This is a genomic window from Palleniella intestinalis (genome assembly GCF_013166595.1).
Taxonomy (GTDB): domain Bacteria; phylum Bacteroidota; class Bacteroidia; order Bacteroidales; family Bacteroidaceae; genus Prevotella; species Prevotella intestinalis.
In genome coordinates, this window is sequence record NZ_JABKKG010000009.1 from 96232 (window position 1) to 119605 (window position 23374).

Annotated in this window: 19 protein-coding genes; 3 read left to right on the forward strand and 16 right to left on the reverse strand. The window is 48.3% G+C overall.

Going from position 1 to position 23374, the window contains the following annotated elements; translation table 11 throughout:
• Window positions 1–7 precede the first annotated feature (7 nt).
• The 4 genes from HPS57_RS11845 to HPS57_RS11860 all read right to left on the reverse strand — a co-directional run bounded on the left by HPS57_RS11845 (window position 8) and on the right by HPS57_RS11860 (window position 4954).
• Window positions 8–1171 (reverse strand): ABC transporter permease, encoded by a 1164-nt coding sequence (locus tag HPS57_RS11845; protein ID WP_172183329.1) that lies wholly within the window; start codon window positions 1169–1171, stop codon window positions 8–10.
• A 13-nt stretch (window positions 1172–1184) separates the two neighbouring features.
• The gene (locus tag HPS57_RS11850; RefSeq protein WP_253946546.1) at window positions 1185–2324 is read right to left on the reverse strand and encodes an ABC transporter permease; all 1140 of its coding nucleotides are present in this window, start codon (window positions 2322–2324) and stop codon (window positions 1185–1187) included.
• Window positions 2325–2419: 95 nt separating this feature from the next.
• Window positions 2420–3403, reverse strand: a complete 984-nt coding sequence (locus tag HPS57_RS11855) for an HlyD family secretion protein (RefSeq protein ID WP_172183333.1) — start codon at window positions 3401–3403, stop codon at window positions 2420–2422.
• Between the two features lie 66 nt (window positions 3404–3469).
• Window positions 3470–4954, reverse strand: coding sequence for a TolC family protein (locus HPS57_RS11860; RefSeq protein WP_369811522.1), 1485 nt, complete (start codon window positions 4952–4954; stop codon window positions 3470–3472).
• A 124-nt stretch (window positions 4955–5078) separates the two neighbouring features.
• Here HPS57_RS11860 and HPS57_RS11865 point away from each other — a divergent pair, with 124 nt between their 5' ends.
• Window positions 5079–5228, forward strand: a complete 150-nt coding sequence (locus tag HPS57_RS11865) for a hypothetical protein (protein ID WP_172183337.1) — start codon at window positions 5079–5081, stop codon at window positions 5226–5228.
• Between the two features lie 536 nt (window positions 5229–5764).
• Here HPS57_RS11865 and tig read toward each other — a convergent pair.
• The gene (gene tig / locus HPS57_RS11870) at window positions 5765–7120 is read right to left on the reverse strand and encodes a trigger factor (protein ID WP_172183340.1); all 1356 of its coding nucleotides are present in this window, start codon (window positions 7118–7120) and stop codon (window positions 5765–5767) included.
• Window positions 7121–7354: 234 nt separating this feature from the next.
• Between tig and HPS57_RS11875 the strand changes: the two genes are divergently transcribed.
• Entirely contained in the window at window positions 7355–8101 is a 747-nt protein-coding gene (locus tag HPS57_RS11875) for an MlaE family ABC transporter permease (RefSeq protein WP_172183344.1), read from the forward strand.
• 1 nt (window position 8102) lies between these two features.
• Window positions 8103–8861, forward strand: coding sequence for an ABC transporter ATP-binding protein (locus HPS57_RS11880; protein WP_172183347.1), 759 nt, complete (start codon window positions 8103–8105; stop codon window positions 8859–8861).
• A gap of 94 nt (window positions 8862–8955) precedes the next feature.
• Here the strand turns inward: HPS57_RS11880 and HPS57_RS11885 are convergent, their stop codons facing one another.
• The 11 genes from HPS57_RS11885 to queC all read right to left on the reverse strand — a co-directional run bounded on the left by HPS57_RS11885 (window position 8956) and on the right by queC (window position 23368).
• Window positions 8956–9330, reverse strand: a complete 375-nt coding sequence (locus HPS57_RS11885; protein WP_172183351.1) for an MmcQ/YjbR family DNA-binding protein — start codon at window positions 9328–9330, stop codon at window positions 8956–8958.
• A gap of 51 nt (window positions 9331–9381) precedes the next feature.
• Window positions 9382–11241 carry a DNA mismatch repair endonuclease MutL gene (gene mutL / locus HPS57_RS11890; protein WP_172183354.1) on the reverse strand — a complete coding sequence of 620 codons (1860 nt, stop codon included), beginning with the start codon at window positions 11239–11241 and terminating at the stop codon, window positions 9382–9384.
• Window positions 11242–11282: 41 nt separating this feature from the next.
• Window positions 11283–12959 (reverse strand): OstA-like protein, encoded by a 1677-nt coding sequence (locus HPS57_RS11895; protein ID WP_253946540.1) that lies wholly within the window; start codon window positions 12957–12959, stop codon window positions 11283–11285.
• An 80-nt stretch (window positions 12960–13039) separates the two neighbouring features.
• A complete protein-coding gene (locus HPS57_RS11900; protein ID WP_172183357.1) occupies window positions 13040–14449 on the reverse strand; it encodes a peptidylprolyl isomerase in 1410 nt (469 codons plus the stop codon).
• 56 nt (window positions 14450–14505) lie between these two features.
• Entirely contained in the window at window positions 14506–15945 is a 1440-nt protein-coding gene (locus HPS57_RS11905) for a peptidylprolyl isomerase (RefSeq protein ID WP_172183360.1), read from the reverse strand.
• A gap of 164 nt (window positions 15946–16109) precedes the next feature.
• On the reverse strand, window positions 16110–17588 hold the full coding sequence (guaB, locus tag HPS57_RS11910; RefSeq protein ID WP_172183363.1) for an IMP dehydrogenase: 1479 nt from the start codon (window positions 17586–17588) through the stop codon (window positions 16110–16112).
• A 207-nt stretch (window positions 17589–17795) separates the two neighbouring features.
• Window positions 17796–19973, reverse strand: a complete 2178-nt coding sequence (gene recQ, locus HPS57_RS11915; RefSeq protein WP_172183366.1) for a DNA helicase RecQ — start codon at window positions 19971–19973, stop codon at window positions 17796–17798.
• Between the two features lie 78 nt (window positions 19974–20051).
• Window positions 20052–21311 (reverse strand): ATP-dependent Clp protease ATP-binding subunit ClpX, encoded by a 1260-nt coding sequence (gene clpX, locus HPS57_RS11920; protein ID WP_172183369.1) that lies wholly within the window; start codon window positions 21309–21311, stop codon window positions 20052–20054.
• Window positions 21312–21399: 88 nt separating this feature from the next.
• Window positions 21400–22089, reverse strand: coding sequence for an ATP-dependent Clp endopeptidase proteolytic subunit ClpP (gene clpP / locus HPS57_RS11925; RefSeq protein WP_172183371.1), 690 nt, complete (start codon window positions 22087–22089; stop codon window positions 21400–21402).
• A 281-nt stretch (window positions 22090–22370) separates the two neighbouring features.
• The gene (locus HPS57_RS11930; RefSeq protein ID WP_172183373.1) at window positions 22371–22643 is read right to left on the reverse strand and encodes a DUF1294 domain-containing protein; all 273 of its coding nucleotides are present in this window, start codon (window positions 22641–22643) and stop codon (window positions 22371–22373) included.
• 71 nt (window positions 22644–22714) lie between these two features.
• On the reverse strand, window positions 22715–23368 hold the full coding sequence (gene queC / locus HPS57_RS11935) for a 7-cyano-7-deazaguanine synthase QueC (protein ID WP_172183375.1): 654 nt from the start codon (window positions 23366–23368) through the stop codon (window positions 22715–22717).
• Window positions 23369–23374: the final 6 nt, after the last annotated feature.

The window sequence follows — 23374 nt, forward strand, 5'->3', positions numbered from 1 at the left end:
TGCCGCTTTATTTCTTCATCTCACGGTGGTAAATAGCTGCTGTGGTTAGGAAATACACTGCCGTCTGCACCCACAAGGCTGTGATTTCCGGACGAATGTCCTCTATCCTTGCACCCATTGAGTTCATGGCTATGAAGCCCTTGATGCCGAAAGTGCTGGGGAAAAGGTAACTGAGCCATTTCCAAAATTCCGGTATGCTGCTTGCAGGCCATGACACTCCTGCCATGAAAAGCAGGGGAACACTGGTGAAAACAACAATGAGAAAGACATCTTCACGCCGGCGTATGATGCTCATTGTTGTCATGCCAAAGAATATGCATGACATGAGGAAAGGCAGGATAAAGAGCAGGAAGTCCCTCCAATAGATGATGCTGACGAAAGAGAACATCTTCGGAATGACGAGCAGGATGTAAGCGGCGAGCACCGTGTAAAGCAGGATGTACGCCATCCATCTTCCTCCGATTATCTTCAAAGAGTTGCTGTACAGAGGGTTGCACGGTATGATTCTGCCGTTTTCCTCACGTGTAGTGCCGATGAAAAGCCCCATACCGAGCAGCAGAGTCTGTTGCAGTATGAGTATCAGAACGCCCGGCAGGATGAAGTTTCCGTAACCGCCCGTAGTGTTGAATATGGGCACCTCCTCAGCATGCAACGGCTGTGTAGCCACTTCGTCCTCACGTGTGGTGTGGTTGCCGAGGAGCTTTGTCTGTATTTCCGCTCCCATAAGCCCTTGGACGGTTGTGGCTGTCTGGTAGACATTCTTGTAGGCGAGCATCAGCGACATGTCACAATAGACGCCTACTGTCGCCTGTTCCATTCTGTTGATGCGTTTGCCAAAATCCTCAGGGAAATAGAGTGCGCCGTACGCCTTCTGATGACCGATTATGTCTTGCGCCTCTTTCAGGTTGTTGGCGTAGCAGCATACCTTCACAGACGGTGAGGCGTCGTACATCTGAATGAACTTGCGGCTTTGTGAGGAGTGGCTCTTGTCGACAATGACAACCGGCACTTCGTGCACAACCTCATTGTTGTACACCCAGGAGTAAAGCACGGGGTAGGCAAGAGGGATGAGCAGAAGGATGAGCAGCATGCCCTCGTCCTTGAGCATGCTTGTCACTTCCTGCTGCCAGATAGCACAGATGTGCCGTATATGTCCGAATAGTTTGTTCACGCTTTTCCTCCTTTCATTTGACATAGATATATTCCTCGAATGCCTTTTTTATCCTGCTTATGAACAGCAACGGCATAAGGGCAAAGACAAGAAGTGCGGTAATGTGCAGCCATGAGTCTGCCAAAGGATAGCCGTTGAAGACATTAAGGGAGTAGACAAGCCAATAGTGGCGCATCGGGAAAAGCCATGCGAGGGCTTCCAAAGGAGCATCCATTGCGAAGGCCGGGAACGCCGCTCCTATCATGGAGAAGCTGAGCACGCCCCACAATGAGCATACGCTCATGGACATGCGCATGGACGGCATTAGTCCGAAGATGGCTATTCCGAAGCCTTGTCCTGCAAGCACACCGAGCACATTGAGGAAAAGAATCCATGCAAGGCCGCCTTCATGGGTGAATCCGAGCACTCCGAAGAGGTAGAATGCGTGGATAAGCATTATTGCAACGAACAGCAATGTCTGTGGCAGGAGTTTGCCTGCGATGGCAATAAGGGCATTCCCTCCGGCACGTTCCATAAGTTCCTTTCCGCTGCCCTCTTTCAGTTCTGTCCCTAAGGTGTAGGTGGTAAGAATCATTATGAAGAGCATTATTGCCGCCGGAATGAGCATTGTGGAAAGGTAAAGGTTGTAGCTTGTGACAGGGTTGTTCACAAGATGCGTGTCCAGGGTAATAGGTTGCAGGAACGCCATTGTCTGTTTCTCTGTGAATCCCTTTGCCCGCATTGTCGCCTGTCCCACGGCAGCACCGGCAAGAGTGGTGACAGTCTTGAGGTCACGGAATAGCAATGCTCCTGCTGTCAGTGAGGTGTTGGAATAGTAGAACGACACTGTCGGTTGGCGTGCCGCAAGGAGTTTCTCGGTCGTTCCTTGCGGAATATACAGGAAAGCGTATATCTCGCCATGCTGTATCGCCTTTCTTGCTTCGCTTGCCGAAGGGTAATATGCCACGACGTGTGATGTCTGCATGCCGTCAAGGCGGCGTACGATGGCGCGTGTCGTGGAGGAATTGTCCAAATCCACCACTCCCACAGGCATCTCCTGTGGCTGTCCTTCGCTCATCAGTGATGTGAAGAACAGCGTTACAAGCAGCGGCAGGACAACCATACTGAGCAGATAGATAGGGTTCTGCCTTATCTTTCCGCATTCGCGCAGCATTATGTCAGCAAGTCTTCTCAATGGTTTCGTTTTGTTTTTTGTGCCATGTCGCCACATGATTATGTGGTGGTATGGTTTGTTGGTTCTTACTCCGCTTACTTCTTTACAAGTGTCATTCCCGGGCGCAAGCCGTCAAACGGGTTGAGAGGGCGTGCCTTTACCTCGAATGTCTTGAGGTCATACTGTCCGTTGGACTTTGTCGCCTTCCATGTGGCGTAAGAGCCTTGGTCCTTGATGTAGTAGACCTTCATCTGCAGGTCTTTGCTGAATGCCGGGCAGAAAGCTGTGAATGTGTCGCCGACTTTCATGCCGTTCAGCTGGTCCTCGCGTATGTTGAACGTGGCATAAATGTTCTTCATCATGGATATTGTCATGATAGGGGAGCCGGTGCCGACAAGCTCTCCGAGTTTCGGATAGATGTCGCTGACCTCGCCGTCCATCTGCGCTGTCTGCACAGTCTCGTGCATATAAGCCTCCACTTCCTGCACAGCACCTTTGGCGCGGTTGACCTGTGCCGCAGCAGCACGCTTCTCTTCCTTTCTCGCACCGTTGACAGCCATGTCGTACTGGCTCTTTGCTGCCTTCATCTGTGCCTCCATTGCCTTGTATGCAGCGTAAGTCTCGTCACGCTTCTGGGCTGTCACAACACCCTCGTCAAACAGCCTTTGTATGCGCTCATAGCTTTTCTTCGCCACATCGGCGCCCGCTTTTGCCTGCTGGAAAAGCTCATAAGCGCCGCGTATCTGCTCTTGGCGCGCCCCCGCCTGTGCCATGTCAGACAGAGCCTGTGCCGCATCATCGGCACTTTCCGCCTGTGCCTTCTTTGCCTTAATCTCAGGACTGTCGAGGATGGCAAGAGTGTCTCCTGCCTTCACATAGTCACCCTCCTTGACGCAAAGTTCCAGGATGCGTCCCGGGACTTTGCTTGACACACGGTATTCCTCCACTTCTATCTCTCCCTGAATCTCTTCCTTTGCCGTGCCGATTGTGAAATAGCCAATCGCGCCTACTACAAGAACCACGAGTGCGAATGCCACCACTGCAAGCATCACACTCTTATTTTGCTGCTTCTCGTTCATATATTTGTAATTTTGTTTTTCGGTGTTTTTGTTTTGAAAATCCATACTGCCGTTGCATTTGCGGCATTATTCCAACACGCCCTGTGCTTTCTGCAACGACAGTTGGCTCATCCTTACGTCAATCTCGGCGTCAATCTTCTGGCTCTTAGCCTGATACCATGCCGTCTGTGCTCCTATGACATCCGTAGAACTCATCACTCCCTCCTTGAAGCCGAGGGTGGCGCAACGCAGGTTCTCCTCCGCACTGTCGATGTTCTTCTCAGCCATTGCGAGCCGCTTGTTCGCCTCGCTGAGCTTGAATCTCTGCTGGTTTATTTGGAGTTCAATCTTCTCTTTCGCTTCGGCAAGCTCATATTCCGCCATTGTCGTGGCAGCCTTTGAGGCACGCACCTTGTAAGTTCCCTCAAACCAGTTCCAGACAGGCACACGGAAGATGACGCCCACATTCCATACACCGGAGAAGCGTTTCTCGAATCCGTTGTAGACATTAGGGTTGGAAACCATGTAGCCGCCTGTGAGCATCACTTGCGGAAGGAATGCTGCACGGACAAGGTTTGTCGCCTGTTTCGACAGATTAATGGTGTTTTCGAGTATCTTTGTCTCGGTTCGGTTCTCTATGGCAGTCTTTGTGTCGACAGTCCTTTCATCGACCAAGGCAATGTTTCCGCTGTTCTCGTCGGCAAGCGTTATGTCGGAATCAAGCGGCAGTCCGCACTGTTGGCATAGGAGCATCTTTGCCAATGCTACACCGTTCTCAGCCTGTGTGAGTGCTATCTCGCTTTCGTTTACCTTTACGGCTACTTTCAGTCCGTCGGCTTTTGTCGCCACACCCTCACGCACCATTTTCAGGACATCACCATGCAGCTGCGTTACAAGTTTGTTGAACTGCTTTGCAAGCTCCTGCTTGTGGCGCAAAGAGACTACGAGCCAATAGACGTTGTCTATTTCGTAGATAGTCTCGTGGGTTTGCTGTTGCAGCCCGTTCTCGGCAAGCTGCTCTTGGATGTCGGCCATTTTGTTGAGGGCTGTTATCGCTCCACCCATATATATAGGTTGTGTAAGCATGACAGAGCCGGCAAACATCTGCCTTGTGTCTGTGCGGAAAGCCTCTGTTATGGCAGCGCCGACACTGTTGCCTTTCGTCTCTATGCCCATGGACTGCAAACCCTGCATCAGTTTCTGTGCAGCGTCAGGGGAGATAGTGCCGTTGGCGATGTATGGACCGAGGAGGTTTTGCATCATCCCTCCCACACTGTTTGACATTGTTGTGCCAAAGTTGTTCAGGAAGGCTTTCTGTCCGTCGTTGAGGAGACTCACCTCCTTGCTCATCAGTTCGTAGCCGCCCAGTGCGGTGATGCGTGGCAGGTACTTCGTGCGCGCCGACTTGCGTATGTTCATTGCCACGTCTTTCTTCACCCGACCGATGGCGAGTTGCCTGTTGTTGCTAAGAGCCAAAGCCCTGCAACTGTCCAGTGACAGCGTCTGCGAGGCAGCAGGCAGCGCGGAAAGTATCACGGCAATGTATAAGAGAGTTTGTTTCATTTCTTGCATAGGCTTCCCTTGTTTTTTGTTTTGCAGCATATATTGTGCAAAGATATTCAAAATTGTTTAAATCACAAGGTTTTTGATGTCTAAGGAAAAGTATTTTTGGAGTTTTTAAAAGTTGTGCGGAAATATGGAACACATTTTTGTATTGAAGGAACAAAAGGTTGTCTCCGGTCTCTCGGAGGGTGGCTTGCGGAGAGGTAAGGAGGCGATGGGAAAATGGCTCATGTTAATGGATTTCCGCAAAATCGTACGCGTACCATTGCACATGAGCCAATAAGGACACATGAAAGAAGTATGTGCCAACTATCAAACTACCAACTAACTAACTTCATTCCATAAGTCCACACACTATAACAAAACTATTTTACTGTCTTTTTTTCATTGACGATGAGTCGCCTGTCGGCAGGCTTTCCAAGTTATATCTGATGTCGCTTATTGCAAAAATGTGTTATCCTGAAGATTTTGCCAATCTCTGAACCTTAGCCAGATACTCTTCAATACTCTCTGATACTATTTACCAACTATGAGACTTATTTATCTTTATCACAGGTGCAAAGGTAGCTGTTTTCAGCGAAAGCCATAGAAAAATGCAGAAGAAAGCTGTTTTTTTGTAATGCAAGCGTTTGCATTGGAGTTTGTTCTGGCTGCTGTAATATGTGCTCTGTGTCTACGTTCCAGCCGTAAAGCAGTATCTTTTTATAATGGTTATATAAATGAAATGTGGGAAACAAAGTCTTGTGACTTCGTTTCCCACATTAATGGAATGTATGCGAAATGGTGCGTCTTTGCCCCTTTTGCGCATAGATATTTACTTTATTCAGCCTCTGCGAGCTTGTTGAACTCGTCAAGAGTAACCTCTTTATCCTCAAGTTTCACGATGCCTTTGAGAGCAGCAACGAGCTTAACGTCGAGAGCGCGCTCAACGAGAGAGTCGATGTTCTCGCGCTTCTTCATGATCTCCTGAACATAGTTGTCAAGATACTCCTCAGGAACGTTTGTCATGCCATACTGAGCGAACTGCATCTTAGCCATCTCCTTTGCAGCATTCTTCACGTCCTCATCCTCAATCTTGATTTCCTGAGCCTGAGCGAGCTTGTTCTTCAGAAGGTGCCATGTGAGTTCCTTGATGCTTGCCTCGTAGTTCTTGTCAACATACTCCTGACCCTTGTCAGTGTTGTTTGCAAGCATGATTTTCTTCATGAGGTCGTCAGCATACTGAACGTCGCCGGCCTTCTTGATGGCAGCCTCGCGGATGTCGGCAAGGAACTTGAACTCAGAGTTCTGCTCCAACTGACCCTTCAAATCCTCTGCGATGCGTGCACGGAAAGCAGCCTCGTCCTTGATTTCTGCTCCCGGGAAAGCCTGCTCGAAGAGTTCCTCGTCGATGGCATGTGGCTGGTAGCGGCTGATTTCTGTCACCTGATAGCTGAAGTCACCCTCATAGATGCCAACCTGCTCCTTGCTGACCTTCAGAAGTGCTGCGAGTTCTGCGTCGTTCTCGTAAGCCTTGCGTGGGTTGAAAGTGATGATGTCGCCGAGCTTGATGCTTGCGAACTTGCCCTGCTCGTCAGCGTTCTTGATGTACTTAGGCATGATGATAGCCTCTGTGAGGTTGATGCCCTCTTCCATGGTGTTGCCCTCTGCGTCAAGCTGACGGAGGTCGCCCTTGAGCATATCGTTGTCCTGATACTCCTCAACCTTCTCGTAAGAACCTGTACGGCTTGCGTACATCTGCGCTTGCTGGTCAATGAGTTCGTCAGTAACCTTGATTGTATAGTAAGGAACTTTTGTTCTTCCGTCGAATGTTACGTTAAGTTCAGGAGCGAGAGCGATGTCAAACACGAATGTGTATGGAGCCGGCTTCTCGAGGTCAATCTGCTCCTGTGACTCAGAAGGCATAGGCTCTCCGAGCATGTCTATCTTCTCTGTCTGCACATACTCGTAAAGCTTCTGTCCCACGAGCTTGTTCAGTGTGTCAACGAGGACAGAAGGGCCAATCTGGCGCTCTACCATGGCACGTGGCGCTTTGCCTGGACGGAATCCCGGAATGCTGGCACGCTTGCACTGCGCCTTGATAGTCTTGTCGTACTCGTTCTTGTAATCTGCTTCCTCAACAACGAGTGTCAGCTTGCCGCTGACCTTTGCAGAATTGTCAAATGTGATATTCATCTTTGTTTTGAGTATTTGGTAATTTATTGTTGTTAAATCTGCCATATGCCATGACATTATGCCCTTGAAACACGTTCCAAAGGCAAGAAGATGGCACATCTGAGATGCAAAATTACAAAGAAATACCGAATTATATGTTACTAACAATGTGTAATTCAATATTTTTAACTAATCAAATCATAATTCTTTGCCACCCTTTCCATGTTCTTCATTTTATTTTCGTAACTTTGCACCATGTTAGTCTTTAAGTTTCTCAACCTCTTCGGACGCTACTGCATATTGATGGGGAGGACATTCTCCCGTCCGGAACGTCTGCGCATGTACTGGAAACAGTACGTGAAGGAGATGTCTGCGCTCGGTGTCAACAGTATTGGCATCGTGCTTCTTATATCATTCTTCATTGGTGCGGTGATATGTATCCAGATGAAGCTCAACATCCAGTCGCCATGGATGCCACGGTGGGTAAGTGGATACACAACGCGTGAAATAATGCTCCTTGAGTTCTCAAGCTCCATAATGTGCCTTATCCTTGCGGGAAAGGTAGGCTCGAACATTGCATCGGAACTCGGAACGATGCGCGTGACACAACAGATTGACGCGCTGGACATCATGGGAATCAATTCGGCGGCGTACCTTATCCTGCCGAAAATCCTCGGACTGCTGACGCTTATGCCCGTGCTTGTCATCTTTGCCAACGGCATGGGATTCGTTGGTGCATACGCCACAGCATACATAGGGCATATCCTTTCGCCTGACGACCTTACACTCGGACTGCAGCATTCGTTCAATTCGTGGTTTGTGTGGATGTCCATCATAAAGAGCGAGTTCTTCGCCTTCATCATTGCCAGTGTCTCTTCCTACTGCGGTTACAGTGTGGAAGGCGGCTCTGTGGAAGTAGGCGACGCATCCACTTCCGCTGTTGTGAGCAGTTCGGTGCTCATACTTTTCTCTGATGTTTTCCTGACAAACCTCCTAAGTTAAGATGATTGAAGTAAAGAACCTGCACAAGTCCTTTGGCGACAGAGAAGTGCTCAAAGGCATAGACGCGACATTCGAGAACGGCAAGACAAACCTTATAATCGGTCAGTCGGGCTCGGGAAAGACTGTGCTCATGAAGAACCTTGTCGGACTCTTTGACCCTACCGAGGGCGAAGTGCTCTACGACGGCAGGAATTTCGTCACCATGTCCAAGGAGGAGCGTATCGCCATGCGCCGCGAAATGGGGATGATATTCCAGTCGGCAGCCCTCTTTGACTCGCTTTCCGTGCTGGAAAACGTGATGTTCCCTCTTGATATGTTCTCAAAAATGACACATCGCGAGCGCGTAAAGCGTGCGCAGGCATGCCTCGACCGTGTCGGTCTGATACAGGCGCAGGACAAGTTTCCGGGCGAAATCTCGGGAGGCATGCAGAAGCGTGTCGCCATTGCGCGCGCCATAGTGCTCAACCCGAAATACCTTTTCTGTGACGAACCGAACTCGGGACTTGACCCAAAGACATCGCTTGTGATTGATGAACTCCTGCACGGCATCACCGAGGATTTCAACATGACGACAATCATCAACACTCACGACATGAACTCTGTCATGGGCATCGGCGACAACATCCTATTTATATATAATGGTGAGAAGGAATGGGTGGGCGACAAGACAATGGTAATGGAGTCGACAAACGAGAAACTCAATGACCTTGTCTTCGCTTCCGACCTTTTCAAGAAGGTCAAAGCTGCGTACACGAAATAAGAAAGCTTGGCATTTTCCTGTAAAAATAGCGCAGACAATTTGTCGATTATACAAAACAGCACCCAACTCTTGTGGTTTGAGAGTTGGGTGCTGTTTATTTTAGTGATAATATTTTCCTTTCTTTGGCAGGGAGTGAACCGAGTACAAGCCGATAAGACTCTGCAACCAGTTCCAATATTTTGCTGTCAGATACATCGCTGTTGAAGTACACATCATTCCATAGGCGTTTGTTCATGTGCCATGCAGGGGTTATTCCGGCATATCTTGCACGCAATTCCTCAGCTTCATCAGGTGCGGATTTGACACAGCAGCGGTCGAACACCTCTATATTCACGTAGCAGAACCATTTGCTGCCAATATAGAAGCACAATACATTCCGGCTGTATGGGTCTTTTACTTTTGTGAATGGCATCTTTTCCGTTACATTGGGAAGCGATAGACAATATTCTCTGAATGATTCGATGTTCATGACGCTTTTAGTGTAAATTAATTTTCAACAGTTACTTATTCTCAGGACAGATTATCCAAGCATGTGCAGGAGGTTGTCGTGGCGGAGGGTTGCATGGATTTTCTTTCCCGATGGAGTGTAGTTGGAGTTGGAGCATTGGAAAAGGTCACGCACAAGGTTGCGCATCTCATCCTCTGACAACACCTGACCGTGGGGAATGGCAGAGTTGCGCGCCATGGTTGCTGCAAGTGACGAATAGAGACTTTTTCCGGACAGTTCCGTGTCCTCGGCAGCCTCAACAGTCTGCGTGACAACTTTTGCCGCGTTTATGCTGCTGAGTTCTCCGGGTACGGCATTGATGGCGTAGGTCCCGCCACCAAGGTCGGAGAAATCAAAGCCGAGAGATTCCAGTTGGGGGATTATTGTTGGAAGGATGACCATTTCTGCCACAGAGAACTGTATCTTCTCCGGGAACAGCAACGGCTGGGAGGTATGCTTGCCGCTTGCCAAAGATTCCTCATAACGCTCAAAGAGTATGCGCTCGTGGGCACGCTCTTGGTCGATGACCATCAGCCCTTGGGGCACGGATGTGAGGATATATGACCCTTTGTATTGGAAGCATGATGAAATGTCAGGTGCCGTATCGCTTGCCTTGGAAGACATGTTTTCCTCCGAATCTCCAAAGAGGTCATCGTCAAAAATGGAAGAATGTATCTCTGTCTCCACCACATCCTGCCCTGAAGTTGCATTATCGTAAAGAGAACTCCAGTCGGATGATACACTCTGCTTATGGTCTCTCGTTCCGGAATCGCCATGACTCGTGGTTTCTTTGAAAGGATTATACTGTGTATTGATAGCGATTGACGGCATGGAAATGTTCTCCATTTCTTCAAAGACGGGCATGTCCAGTTTTCCTTCTGTGTCAAAATCTATGGAAGGGATGTTGCTGAATCTGCCTACCGCCTCACGTACGGCAGCGGAGAGAATCTGCCACAGAGCCTGCTCATCCTGGAACTTTATCTCTGTCTTTGTAGGGTGGATGTTGACATCGATGTCTTTAGGGTCGACAGTGAAATAGATGAAGAACGGCACTTGTTCTCCCTGTGGGACAAGACGCTCATAGGCTTCCATCACCGCTTTTTGGAAGTAAGGGTGGCGCATGAAGCGTCCGTTGACAAAGAAATATTGCTGTGCCCCTTTCTTGCGTGCGGATTCCGGTTTGCCGACAAAGCCCTCAATCTTTCCGAGTGTTGTCTCCACATCGAGTGGCAGGAGGTGCTGTTTGAGTTTTTTCCCGAATACATCTACGATGCGCTGATGGAGAGACGAAGCACGAAGGTCGAAGAGTTTCTGGTTGTTGCTTTGCAGAGTGAATCCAATCTGTGGGTAGACGAGTGCGATGCGCTGGAATGCAGAGACCACATTGTTCAGTTCTGTTGTGTTTGACTTCAGGAATCTGCGGCGTACGGGCACATTATAGAATATGTTATCCACAATGAAATGGCATCCTTTCGAGCATGCGACAGGTGTTTGCGACACGAAACGTCCGCCGTCGATGCGCAATGAAATGCCGACAGTGTCATCCTCTTGGCGAGTCTTCAGCGTAACCTGTGCCACGGAGGCGATAGAGGGGAGGGCTTCTCCTCGGAAGCCCATTGTCTCAAGCGAGAAGAGGTCATCCGCCTTGCGTATCTTTGATGTCGCATGACGCTCAAAGGCGAGGCGTGCATCGGTGACGGACATTCCCACGCCATTGTCAACGACCTGTATGGATGTGCGTCCTGCTTCGATGACCAAGACGTCTATCTGTGTCGCACCGGCATCGATGGCATTCTCCATCAGTTCCTTTATCACAGAGGCGGGGCGTTGCACCACCTCACCGGCTGCAATAAGGTTGGCTACTGTATCGGGAAGAAGTTGTATCTTGTCCATTGTCGTTCTGTTTGGGATTCTGTTTGTGGAAATTTTTTATGTTAGTTTTTTTGCAGCGTTGCGACGGTGTTGCGTGGAGCCTGACGGCGCTTTTCCTTTTTCAGTTCCATGCCTTCCTTCTTTGGTCTCCATTCGAGTATGTCGTCCTTGGATAACGGACGCACATAATCAAACCATGCGAAACCGGGAAGGAAATACTTGTCGGGCGGGATTTGTGATATAGGGTACATCACTCCGTTGTGCTTGCATGCCCATATCTTGTCCATTTTCCTTGCAGGGGTGAAGTACATGCGCATGGTATCAGTCTCAAGATAGTTGAGTCCGATGAGTGTGCTGTCGGCACTGTCTTCGGCATAATAGAGCGTCAGTACGTTGCCTTCTGCCTGGTTGAGCCGCAGCCGGCCGTCAGTGAAATACGTCTTCATCTCCTTGGACGATATTTGGTTGTAGTGGACAGTGTCTGGCATTTGCTCTATGGAGAAAGCCTGCCCAATGACATGGGCGAAGCGAATTGTGGAGTCTGCCATATAAGCCCGTATCTCTTCGCCTACTATCTGTCTGCCGTCGCTCCATAGTATCGGGTCTTTGTACATTATGAGGACAGAGTCACGTGAGAGCATCACCATTGAGTCGCAGACTGCCTGCACATCTTTCCTGTAGGCACGGACATGCGGTGAGCATTGCATGACGCGATAGACCGAGTCGGTGTTTATGTTGTATGTGAAGAGGCGCATTGTGTCACCGTGCAGATAAAGTGTGTCGCCCTGTGAATAGTCCATGGCGATGGCGCGCTTTGTTGCAAGTCCGTAGCCTTTGTTCTCATCATAGTAGACATAATCGCCACGGAAAGCTGATTTGTTTATGGAGTCGTCAAACTCAACATTGCCAAAACATTCACTGATGCCTGTATTGCTGTTGTGCTGCAAAGAGTCGGCGGTGATGACCTTGCCGTCATTACGGTTGATAGTGGAACGGCTGTACAGTTCCATTTGGTCGTTTTTGCTGTTGTAATATCCGTCTTCGGTAATTATTACATCTTCTTTTGTTGTAATCTTTGACGGACCGACTACATGTGCACGTGAAGTGCGTGTATCATAATACAATGTGTCTCCTTCGGTTAGTGATGTCTTGTTCTTCAGGCGGACATCATAGTAAAAGACAGCCTGCTTGTCGGCAGTGGAGTATTGCCCCCAGTCTGAAGTCAGGGTTGTCTCACCATCAACAAGTTTTCCGCCCTCAAAGAAATAGCCTATGGAATAGATACGGTCATAATTCAGTGAGTCACAATACAGTTTTGTCTTGCGGTGGGTCAGGATGACATTGTGGCGCACCTCAGCCATTTCATCGTTACCGTCATAGTAGGCATAGTCAGATGTCAGCGTAAGAGTGTCCCCTTGCCGCATCTTCACATGTCCGAATGCCTCAAACGAGTTTGTCTGCTGGAAATACAGCGCACTGTCACAAGTAAGCACAATGCCTTTGTGCAAAAAGGATACGTTGCCTTTTACAAACTGGGCATCAGGATGTTTGCCGTACATGTCGTAGCTGAACTCGTTGGCATGTTGGAGATAGACTCGTGTATCTGTAGAATTCTTCTTTGCACGCCCTCGCTTCTTAGGACCACTTGCCCCAACAATGGCTCCTATGACAAAGAAGCATAGGGCTATCAACATGATAACCCTATGCCCGCCAAATATATTATGTATATTTCTGTTCAAAGCACCTTATTTGTATATAACCGACTTTTATTTGATATTATCACTAATGTCATGCAGGAGACCCGTAATGGCAGTTTGTGTTAGTCACGTTCCCAACCCTCGTACTCGAAATCGCAACCTTTGTAACGGTCGTCCATTCTTACGTATGTCTCCTTAATCTTTTTCTTCACCCATTCGTGGATGAAGTCATTCTTACGCTTTATAAGGACGACATCCTTCATGGTCTGGAAATCCTCAGTGATTGTGGCGCGGTGTCCTTCAGTGCGTGACTTGAGTTTCACAACTGCACATACGGTTTTGCCGCGTGAGTTGACCATTTGGAACGCCGGAGAAACATCCCCTACCTTCAATTGCTCCACAGCTTTTGCTACCTCTGTAGGGAGGTCCTGCATACGGAACTTCGAGGTACGTCCCTGTTCGTTGTTATTGACCATCACACCCTTGTTGGAGCGTGTGTCTTTGTCGTCTGAAACGAATGTGGCAGCTTCATCAAATGTGAACTTTCCGTTGTTCATTTCTGACACAAGGGAGTCAAGCATGTGGATGCCTTCATCTATGGCTGCTTGCGAAACCTGCGGCTTGCGCAATATATGGCGGCACTTAATCTTATCGCCACGTTTGTCAACAAGCTGTATGATATGAAAACCGAATTCAGACTCTACGACTTTTGATATTTTCTTAGGGTCAGTGAGATTGAATGCTACAGCTGCGAAAGCAGGGTCAAGCATTCCACGTCCTGTATAGTCCAATTCGCCGCCGTTACGTGCAGAACCGGGGTCTTCCGAATAAAAACGCGCAAGTGTCTGGAAGGTAGTTTCGCCCTTTGTCACACGGTCAGTGTAACTGCGCAACTCATCTTTAACACGGTTGATTTCTTCCTGTGAAACCTTTGGTGTGCGTGTGATAATCTGCACCTCTACCTCTGTCGGTATGTATGGGATGCTGTCTTCCGGTATGTCCTTGAAATACTTGCGCACTTCGGCAGGGGAAACCTTGATGTCCTCTACAAGCTTTTCACGCATCCTTTGTACAAGTTGGTTGTTCTTGAAATCATCGTGCAGAGACTGGCGTATCTGTGTTATGGGCATCTTGCGGTATTCCTCAAGTTTCTCCTTTGAGCCAACCATTGATATCCAATAGTTTATCTGTTGTTCCACTCCTTGTGCCACTTCGGCTTCGGTTACTTCTATACTGTCAAGTGCAGCCTGGTGGAGGAATAGTTTCTGCACTGCAATCTGCTCCGGCAGACGGCAGTCCGGATTTCCCTCGATTTTCTGTCCCTCGGCTTCCATTTGTGCACGAAGCATTTCTACATCAGACATCAAAATAGCCTCATCACCCACAACCCATACGACCTCGTCAGCAATGCTTGAAGGATTTGGACGTGAATCCATAGGTTTCACGGAGTCTGTTTTTGCAGAGTCCGCCTGCGCATAGGCTGTCATAATGACAGCCATCAGTGCGACTATAAATGTTCCTGTTCTTTTCATTAAAGGTTCTGTCCTTTGGTTTTCTTTTGTAATATTGTTTTATATTACTGTATTCATCACTTGAGACCGTCCACTCTTTTCTTTACGGTAGCTACGATGTTAGGGTCTACGACAACAGCATATTTCTTACGAAGCTCGGCAACCCATTCTTTCTCCAGTTTAGCCTGGTAATCTGCAGTCACTTGTGCGCGGACATCAGCCATCTCGCGTGGGGCTTTCAGTTTCTTGCCGTAGACAGCATCTATAGGATATTCCTTGAGATGCTTGACTTTTGCGTCTGGGACTTTGAATATGCAGCTGTCAATAAGTGCGTTGTCTCCTTTCTTGAACAAACCTTTCTCTACACGGATGCGGATGATAGAGTCACCATTGAAAGTTGTGCGGAGCTTCTCGTTCCAGTCTTCAAATTTCAAGCCTTTCACGCATTTGGCTACGGCTTTGACATCACTCTTGGTCTTTACATGGTAAGCCATTCCTTTGAAGCGTGGCTCGTCCCATTTGTAATTCTTCTTGTTCTTCTTGAAGAAAGCGTTAAGTCCGGCTTCATCTTTTGCACCTTTCTCCCACACTTCACGGTTGCTTATCTCATAGAGGAGAAGACCGTCATGGTATTCGCGGATAAGGTGGGCAAGATCGGAGTCCTCAGCCTGCATCTGTGCTGCATGCTCATCCATAATCTGTTCTGCAGTCTTGCCGTTACTTGCGGCTACTTCTTCCTGCACCTTGCGGTCGATAATCTGTTCGCGGATGTTGCGGCGGTCGATGAAAGTCATGATGTTTGCTTTAAGTGAGTCGAACGGCTCAAGCATTTTCTTGTCAATGACTTTTATTATATGCCAGCCGACAGGAGACAGTACAGGTTTTCCCACTTCTCCTTTTTTCAAGGCATAGGCAGCCTTGTCAAATTCTTCAAATGTCTGGCCGTGGCTAATCCAACCAATTACACCACCACGGGAAGCGGCTCCCGGGTCGTCAGATTTCTTTGTTGCAAGCTCCGTAAAGTCTGCACCTTTTTGCAGTGCGTTGTAAAGAGAGTCTATGCGTGCTTTTGCTGCTGCTTCTGTTGCCTTGTCTGCATTTGTCGACAGACGCACGAAGATATGGGCAGGCTGTATCAGTCCGTCAGGACCGATGCGCTTCACCTCATTATTATATATGGTATACGCTTCAGCTTCGACATCCGCATCATTGATAAAAGACGGACGTATCTGCTGGTCACGGTATTGCAAGAACTCCTTTTTGTATGAACTGAGAGTATCCATCCCCTCATCAACGGCAGCCTGTACTTTCAGCTTATAGTTTACAAAAAGGTCAACATACTCATCAACGGTCTTCTTGTCGATAACGTTCTCTGAGTTGTTCTTCTTGTAAGAGTATTCAAATTCCGAGCGTGCTATGTTTTGTCCTGCAATAGTCATTATCACAGGATCGTCTGTCTGTGCAAAAGTGCTGACAGAGCCAAGGATAAGCATTGCTATGACAGTCTTTAATTTCATATAGATGTATTGCTATGTTGAATTAAATCGCCTCTTTTACATAACTATTGATACAGCCGGGGAAGAGGTTTTTTTCGTGTTCTACAGTTAGTTTGTTTATAATTGTTAATGGTGTGTCCTAATGAATGAATTCTTTAGAACACACCATATATCATATTTTGGAATTACTGATGACGGCTATAGTTTGGAGCTTCGGAAGTGATAATCACTTCATGTGGGTGAGACTCGAGTACACCTGCATTCGTGATACGGGTGAACTTTGCTTCGTGAAGTTTCTCTATGCTCTGTGCGCCACAGTAGCCCATGCCTGAGCGGAGTCCGCCAACAAGCTGGTAGATGACTTCCTGTACAGTGCCTTTGTAAGGTACACGTCCGGCGATTCCTTCCGGCACAAGTTTCTTTGCCTCAACCACTCCGCTTTGGAAATAACGGTCTTTGGAACCATTCTCCATAGCTTCGAGTGAGCCCATGCCACGATAAGACTTGAACTTACGTCCGTTGAAAAGGATTGTCTCACCTGGTGCTTCCTCCGTACCGGCTACGAGCGAGCCTATCATTACAGAGTGTCCGCCGGCAGCAAGTGCCTTGACAACATCACCTGAATAGCGAAGACCACCGTCAGCAATAAGAGGAACATCTGTTCCGGCAAGTGCTTGTGCCACATCGTAAACAGCAGAAAGCTGAGGTACGCCGACACCGGCAACTACACGTGTTGTGCAGATAGAACCCGGACCGATGCCAACCTTCACTGCATCAGCACCGGCTTCAACAAGAGCTTTGGCAGCGGCACCTGTGGCGATGTTTCCTACAACGATGTCCACTTCAGGGAAATTCTGCTTTGCCTCACGCACCTTGTCAATAACTCCCTTTGAATGTCCATGTGCCGTGTCAATGACAATGGCGTCCACACCGGCCTTTACAAGTGCTTCCATACGCTGGAATGTGTCAGCTGTGACACCAACACCTGCGGCTACACGAAGACGTCCCTTGGCATCCTTACATGCCATAGGCTTGTCTTTTGCCTTTGTTATATCCTTATAAGTAATAAGACCAATGAGGTGGTTCTCTTCATCAACGACAGGAAGTTTCTCTATTTTGTGCTCAAGGAGAATCTTGGATGCACTCTCAAGGTCAGCCTGCTGATGTGTGACAACAAGATTTCCCTTTGTCATGACATCATCAATCTTGCGGGACATGTCTGTCTGGAAACGCAGGTCACGGTTTGTCACGATGCCGACAAGTTTGTTGTCTTTGTCAACAACAGGTATGCCACCGATATGGTATTCTGCCATCATGTTCAAAGCGTCCTGCACTGTCTTGCCACGCATAATTGTGACAGGGTCATAAATCATGCCGTTCTCTGCACGCTTTACAATAGCGACCTGACGCGCCTGCTCTTCGATAGACATGTTCTTATGGATGACGCCTATGCCTCCCTCACGTGCAATGGCAATCGCCATTGGAGCCTCCGTGACAGTGTCCATTGCCGCTGTCACAAAAGGAATCTTCAGTTCAATGTTGCGCGAAAACCTTGTGCTTAATGAAACCTCACGGGGAAGGACCTCTGAGTATGCCGGAACAAGCAATACATCATCGTAAGTAAGACCCTCCATAACTACCTTGTCCTCAAGAAATGATGCCATATGTTGAATCGTTTAAAAATGAATATTGTATGCAAAATTACAAAAAAATCCCCATATACCGTTAATATCTACTGACAATTAACACTAATTTGCCAAACAAGGCTGTCTACATAGGATTAACGGATAAGAAAATGCAAGAAACAACAGCAAAACAAGTTGTTACGAAAATAATTCATGGGGCAGGGTAAATTCCTCTGCCCCATGAACTCAGTTCGCCATTTCTGACATGAATTTTATGCGCACAAGCCGTAGCTCGTCATCTGTGAAATCCCCGTCAAACTCGTTGGAAGCGACGCGGATGTCGTCTGTCTCGCTGTTCATGAAATAGTCATAGATGTCATCAACATTTTCATCATCAAGCACATCCTCAATGTAGTAGTCAATGTTGAGCTTCATTCCACTATAAACTATAGTCTCTATTTCTGTCAGCAATTCCTCGTATTCCATGTTCAAGGCATGGGCTATGTCATCAAGAGGCATGCGCTTGTCAATGCTCTGGATAATCTTCACTTTCAGCATGGACTTCTTTGGCACAGTACGCACACGTAGTTCCTCCGGGCGTTCTATGTCATTTTCCTCGCAATACATCTTTATCAGGGTGCAGAACGACTTGCCGTATTTGCGTGCTTTGCCGGCACCGACTCCTTGTATCTGCTGCAATTCTTCCATTGTGACAGGATACATCGTTGCCATCTGTTCCAAAGACATGTCGAGGAATACCACATACGGCGGCACTTTGTGCTTTCGTGCCACCCTCAGGCGCTCATCCTTGAGCATCTTCTGCAGGACAGGGTCAAGTGCAGAGGTGCCGCATTCACCATTTCCACCATAATCCAACTGGCGAAAGTCTGTATCCTTCACGATAGGAAATGACACAGGGGTCTTCAGGAAATCCTTTCCTAAATCCGTTATCTTCAAAAGTCCATAGCTCTCAACATCCTTTCGGATATATCCTGCAAGCATGGCATGGCGGATTACCGGATTCCACAATTTCTCGTCCATGTCTTCCCCTGAGCCGAATTCCTCCAGCTTGTCATGGTTATGCGAAACGATATCGTCTGTTCCGCGTCCTTTGATGAAGTCCACAACATACTGGGAACGGAAATTCTCTTTTAAGGCAATAATGGCGTTAAGGAGCACTATAAGTTCTTCCTTGCCTTCGACCTTTTCTTTCGGATTGCGGCAGTTGTCGCAATTCCCGCAGTTCTCATCTGGATAATCTTCACCGAAATAGTGGAGCAGGAATTTCCTGCGGCATACAGAAGTCTCAGCGTATGCCGCCGTTTCTTGCAGCAACTGCCTGCCTATGTCCTGTTCTGCCACCGGTTTCCCCTCCATGAATTTCTCCAATTTCTGAAGGTCTTTGTGCGAATAGAATGCTATGCATACACCCTCGCCACCATCACGCCCTGCACGTCCAGTTTCCTGATAATAGCCCTCCAAGGATTTCGGAATGTCATAATGAATCACGAAGCGGACATCCGGCTTGTCTATTCCCATACCGAATGCTATTGTCGCCACGATGACATCCACTTCCTCCATAAGGAAATTGTCTTGCGTCTCTGAGCGTGTCTGTGTGTCAAGTCCGGCATGATATGCGGCAGCACGGATGTCATTGGCACGGAGTACTTCTGCAAGTTCCTCGACTTTCTTGCGTGACAGGCAGTAGATGATGCCGCTCTTGCCATGATTGGTCTTTATGAACTTTATGAGCTGCTTGTCAACACCATCTGTTTTCGGGCGCACCTCATAATAAAGGTTCGGGCGGTTGAAAGAACTCTTGAACTCCAGAGCGTCAGACATTCCGAGTGATTTCTTTATGTCTATCCTTACTTTGTCTGTTGCTGTCGCCGTAAGAGCAATGACAGGAGCCTTGCCAATCTCGTTGATTATGGGGCGTATGCGGCGGTATTCCGGGCGGAAATCATGTCCCCATTCCGAGATACAGTGAGCCTCGTCGACAGCGTAGAATGAAACCTTGACTCCTGGAGATTTTAGGAAATCAACATAATCATCCTTGGTCAATGACTCAGGGGCTACATACAGCAGTTTTGTCCTGCCCTCACGCACATCCTTCTTTACTTGGTCAATGGCAGACTTGTTAAGGGAAGAGTTCAGATAGTGTGCCAGTCCGCTGTCCTCGCTGATGCCGTTGATGACATCAACCTGATTCTTCATCAGTGCGATAAGTGGTGAAATGACTATTGCCGTGCCGTCCATAATGAGTGCAGGCAACTGGTAACAGAGACTTTTGCCTCCGCCTGTCGGCATAAGCACAAAGACGTCATTGCCTTCCAGCAAAGACCGGATGACACGTTCTTGCTCGCCTTTGAACTTGTCAAAGCCGAAATATTGCTTGAGTTTCTCTGTCAGGTTAATGTTCATTTATCAGAAGTTAGAAGGTCGTTTTTCTTTTTGCCATGCAAAATGGCTATGGCATTGCCGGCAATCCATGCAATGCCCTTAGGCAAGGTTTGCCTTGTCAAGCTGGGCTTGTGCATATTCTTTTGTGACACAGAAAGTTTTCTTTTCTGATGAAGGTGCGTCGAACATCGCGTCGTTCATCACCGCCTCGACAATGGAGCGCAGTCCACGGGCACCGAGTTTGTATTCGACAGCCTTGTCAACCATATAGTCCAATGCGTCCTCGTCGAAAGAAAGCGTCACACCATCCATGCCCATGAGTTTCTCATACTGCTTGACAATGGAGTTCTTCGGCTCCACAAGGATGCGCTTCAGGGCTTCCCTGTCCAAAGGATGGAGGAATGTCAGCACAGGCAGACGGCCGATAATCTCAGGGATAAGGCCGAAAGACTTCAGGTCCTGCGGAAGGATGTATTTCATGATGTCCTTCTTGTCTATGCTCTTCCGCTCATTGGTGCTGTTGTAGCCTACCACATGAGTGTTAAGGCGTTGTGCTATCTTGCGCTCTATCCCGTCAAAGGCGCCACCACAGATAAAGAGGATGTTGCGTGTGTCCACATGGATATAGTCCTGGTCAGGATGCTTGCGTCCTCCCTTTGGCGGCACATTGACCATTGTTCCTTCAAGGAGCTTCAGGAGTCCTTGCTGCACTCCCTCACCGCTGACGTCACGTGTGATGCTCGGGTTGTCGCCTTTGCGTGCTATCTTGTCAATCTCGTCAATGAAAACTATGCCGCGCTGTGCTGCTTCAAGGTTGTAGTCTGCCACCTGAAGAAGGCGTGAGAGAATGCTCTCCACATCTTCGCCGACATATCCTGCCTCGGTGAACACCGTGGCGTCGACAATGGTGAACGGCACATTAAGCAGTTTTGCTATGGAACGCGCGAGAAGGGTCTTGCCTGTACCGGTAGAGCCGACCATGACGATGTTCGACTTCTCGATCTCCACACCGTCATTTGTGTCGGGCTGGCTGAGCCGCTTGTAATGGTTGTACACTGCCACAGATAGGAAGCGTTTTGCCTCTTCCTGTCCTATGACATACTTGTCAAGATGGTCTTTTATCTCATGTGGCGTAGGCACAGCCTTCATGTCAAACGACTCGCCACCTTTGTTTCTTACGGAATTGTTCGCCTTTGCAGCAAGAGCGTCCGAGGTGTTGCCAAGCGCATTCTCGACTATCTCGTATGCGCTGATGACACAATCTCCGCAGACATGTCCGTTAAGACCTGTCAGCATCAGTTCTGTCTGGGTCTCATCCCTGCCACAAAGGCAGCAGTGCTTTAATTCTTTCTTTGCCATATATTATCAGAAAGGGACGGTGGCTGCAACGCCTTACCTGTCTCTTTACCTTAAAAAAATCGTACGAAAACTGTTTGTTGCTTCCTGACTATTTGCGGGAATGTACGTTGTCAATCATGCCATACTCCTTTGCCTCCTCTGCCGTCATCCAATAGTTGCGGTCAGAGTCCGCCCAAACTTTCTCATAGTCAGTGTGGGAGTGTTCGGCAATGATTGTGTACAGTTCCTTCTTGAACTTCATAATCTCACGTGCCTCAATCTCTATGTCGGAAGCCTGTCCCTGCACACCTCCCAAAGGCTGGTGGATCATCACACGGCTGTGAGGCAGCGCACTGCGCTTGCCCTCCTTGCCTGCCACAAGAAGCACGGCTGCCATTGATGCTGCCATGCCTGTGCAGATTGTCGCCACATCACTTGAGATGAACTGCATCGTGTCGTAGATTCCGAGGCCTGCAGTGACACTGCCACCCGGGGAGTTGATGTATATTGAGATGTCCTTGTCCGGGTCACAGCTGTCAAGGTACAGCAGCTGCGCCTGCAGCGTGTTGGCTGTGTAGTCGTCCACCTGTGTGCCAAGGAAGATGATGCGGTCCATCATCAGTCGTGAGAACACATCCATCTGAGTCACGTTCAGCTGGCGCTCCTCAAGGATGTAAGGGTTCACGTACTGGCTGTGCATGTTCATCGCTGCCTTGCTTTGGAAACGCATGACATCATCAAAGAGCATGCCGTCCATGCCCAGGTGTCCGGTTGCATATTTTCTGAAATCGTTGTTCATATCTAATGTAATGTCGTTGTGCTATACAATATAATAAAATGGAAGAAAGGCATGCCGCCTTCTGTTCATAGTACAAAATTACAAAAAAAAAATGACATCATATTTCTTGCCGTAAAATATTTTTGCTAAAAAAGATTAATTGCCGGCAGTTGCTGATGCTTCATTTCTCCTTTTTGCAGTGCAAAGGTACAAAATTTTCATCCCAATACAAAACATTATAGGGGTATAATGTGGGGTATATAGATAAAAGTACGGTCGTTCTACTGCTGACGACCATACTTTTATAGAATGCTAATAACGAAATATGCCGCTATGGCAGCCTGTGCAATGATTATTGCAGGGATGCCATAGCGGAACTTTTTATGCAACGTCTTGTGGTGCCACAGTCTCATGCCTGCCCACGCACCGATGCTGCCACCTAAGGCAGCGAGCAAAAGCAGGGTCTTCTCCGATATGCGCCACCATGACTTCCTTGCCTTCAGTTTGTCAACGCCATAGACAAAGAATGTGATGACATTAATGGCAATGATGTGACAGCCGAATGCCATTGCCATGCATGTGTGCCGGGTGATTTGTGGTTCCAAAGTTCGTTCTCCTCCAAAATGATAATGTCAACAGATAGCCGTCATCCCTCGTATTCTGTCGGGTCCTCTATGCCGGCATCATGCAAAGCCTCTTTGCGTTCGATGCATGTCCCACATTTTCCGCAATGCTTCTCGCCACCTTTGTAGCAGGAATATGTCTTGGAGTAGTCCACACCGATTCTCTTGCCTATTCTTGCAATGTCCGTTTTGCTGATATTCGTATATGGAGCGTCAATGCTCACATTGGCGTAAGTGCCGTTGGCCATGGCTTCAGACATGGCGTTTATGAACTCCCCGCGACAGTCAGGGTATATGGAATGGTCGCCGCAATGGTTGGCGATAAGCACAGAGTCAAGCCCGCGGCTTTCCGCCATTCCTGCTGCGATGGCAAGCATTATGCCGTTGCGGAACGGTACGACAGTTGATTTCATGTTCTCGTCCGCATAATGCCCTTCAGGCACAGCGTCAGCTCCTTCAAGAAGTGAGGACTTGAAATGCTCATGCATGAACGACAGAGGAATAATGACATGCTCGATGCCAAGTTCCTTGCAATTGGCTTTTGCCATCTCTGTTTCCTTCTTGTTATGGTTTGAACCGTAGTCGAAGGTGACGGCAAGCGCGATGTCTCCGGCGCGCTCGTGGAGCAGTGTCACACTGTCCATGCCGCCGGAAAGGACGATAAGCGATTTTTTCATTCTTGT

What these genes read in the sequence shown, in the direction of transcription:
- HPS57_RS11850 (WP_253946546.1), bottom strand. Translation starts at nt 2,324, where the DNA reads ATGCTGCGCGAATGCGGAAAGATAAGGCAGAACCCTATCTATCTGCTC.
- HPS57_RS11855 (WP_172183333.1), bottom strand. Translation starts at nt 3,403, where the DNA reads ATGAACGAGAAGCAGCAAAATAAGAGTGTGATGCTTGCAGTGGTGGCA.
- HPS57_RS11860 (WP_369811522.1), bottom strand. Translation starts at nt 4,954, where the DNA reads ATGCAAGAAATGAAACAAACTCTCTTATACATTGCCGTGATACTTTCC.
- HPS57_RS11865 (WP_172183337.1), top strand. Translation starts at nt 5,079, where the DNA reads ATGGAACACATTTTTGTATTGAAGGAACAAAAGGTTGTCTCCGGTCTC.
- tig (WP_172183340.1), bottom strand. Translation starts at nt 7,120, where the DNA reads ATGAATATCACATTTGACAATTCTGCAAAGGTCAGCGGCAAGCTGACA.
- HPS57_RS11875 (WP_172183344.1), top strand. Translation starts at nt 7,355, where the DNA reads ATGTTAGTCTTTAAGTTTCTCAACCTCTTCGGACGCTACTGCATATTG.
- HPS57_RS11880 (WP_172183347.1), top strand. Translation starts at nt 8,103, where the DNA reads ATGATTGAAGTAAAGAACCTGCACAAGTCCTTTGGCGACAGAGAAGTG.
- HPS57_RS11885 (WP_172183351.1), bottom strand. Translation starts at nt 9,330, where the DNA reads ATGAACATCGAATCATTCAGAGAATATTGTCTATCGCTTCCCAATGTA.
- mutL (WP_172183354.1), bottom strand. Translation starts at nt 11,241, where the DNA reads ATGGACAAGATACAACTTCTTCCCGATACAGTAGCCAACCTTATTGCA.
- HPS57_RS11900 (WP_172183357.1), bottom strand. Translation starts at nt 14,449, where the DNA reads ATGAAAAGAACAGGAACATTTATAGTCGCACTGATGGCTGTCATTATG.
- HPS57_RS11905 (WP_172183360.1), bottom strand. Translation starts at nt 15,945, where the DNA reads ATGAAATTAAAGACTGTCATAGCAATGCTTATCCTTGGCTCTGTCAGC.
- guaB (WP_172183363.1), bottom strand. Translation starts at nt 17,588, where the DNA reads ATGGCATCATTTCTTGAGGACAAGGTAGTTATGGAGGGTCTTACTTAC.
- recQ (WP_172183366.1), bottom strand. Translation starts at nt 19,973, where the DNA reads ATGAACATTAACCTGACAGAGAAACTCAAGCAATATTTCGGCTTTGAC.
- clpX (WP_172183369.1), bottom strand. Translation starts at nt 21,311, where the DNA reads ATGGCAAAGAAAGAATTAAAGCACTGCTGCCTTTGTGGCAGGGATGAG.
- clpP (WP_172183371.1), bottom strand. Translation starts at nt 22,089, where the DNA reads ATGAACAACGATTTCAGAAAATATGCAACCGGACACCTGGGCATGGAC.
- HPS57_RS11930 (WP_172183373.1), bottom strand. Translation starts at nt 22,643, where the DNA reads ATGGCAATGGCATTCGGCTGTCACATCATTGCCATTAATGTCATCACA.
- queC (WP_172183375.1), bottom strand. Translation starts at nt 23,368, where the DNA reads ATGAAAAAATCGCTTATCGTCCTTTCCGGCGGCATGGACAGTGTGACA.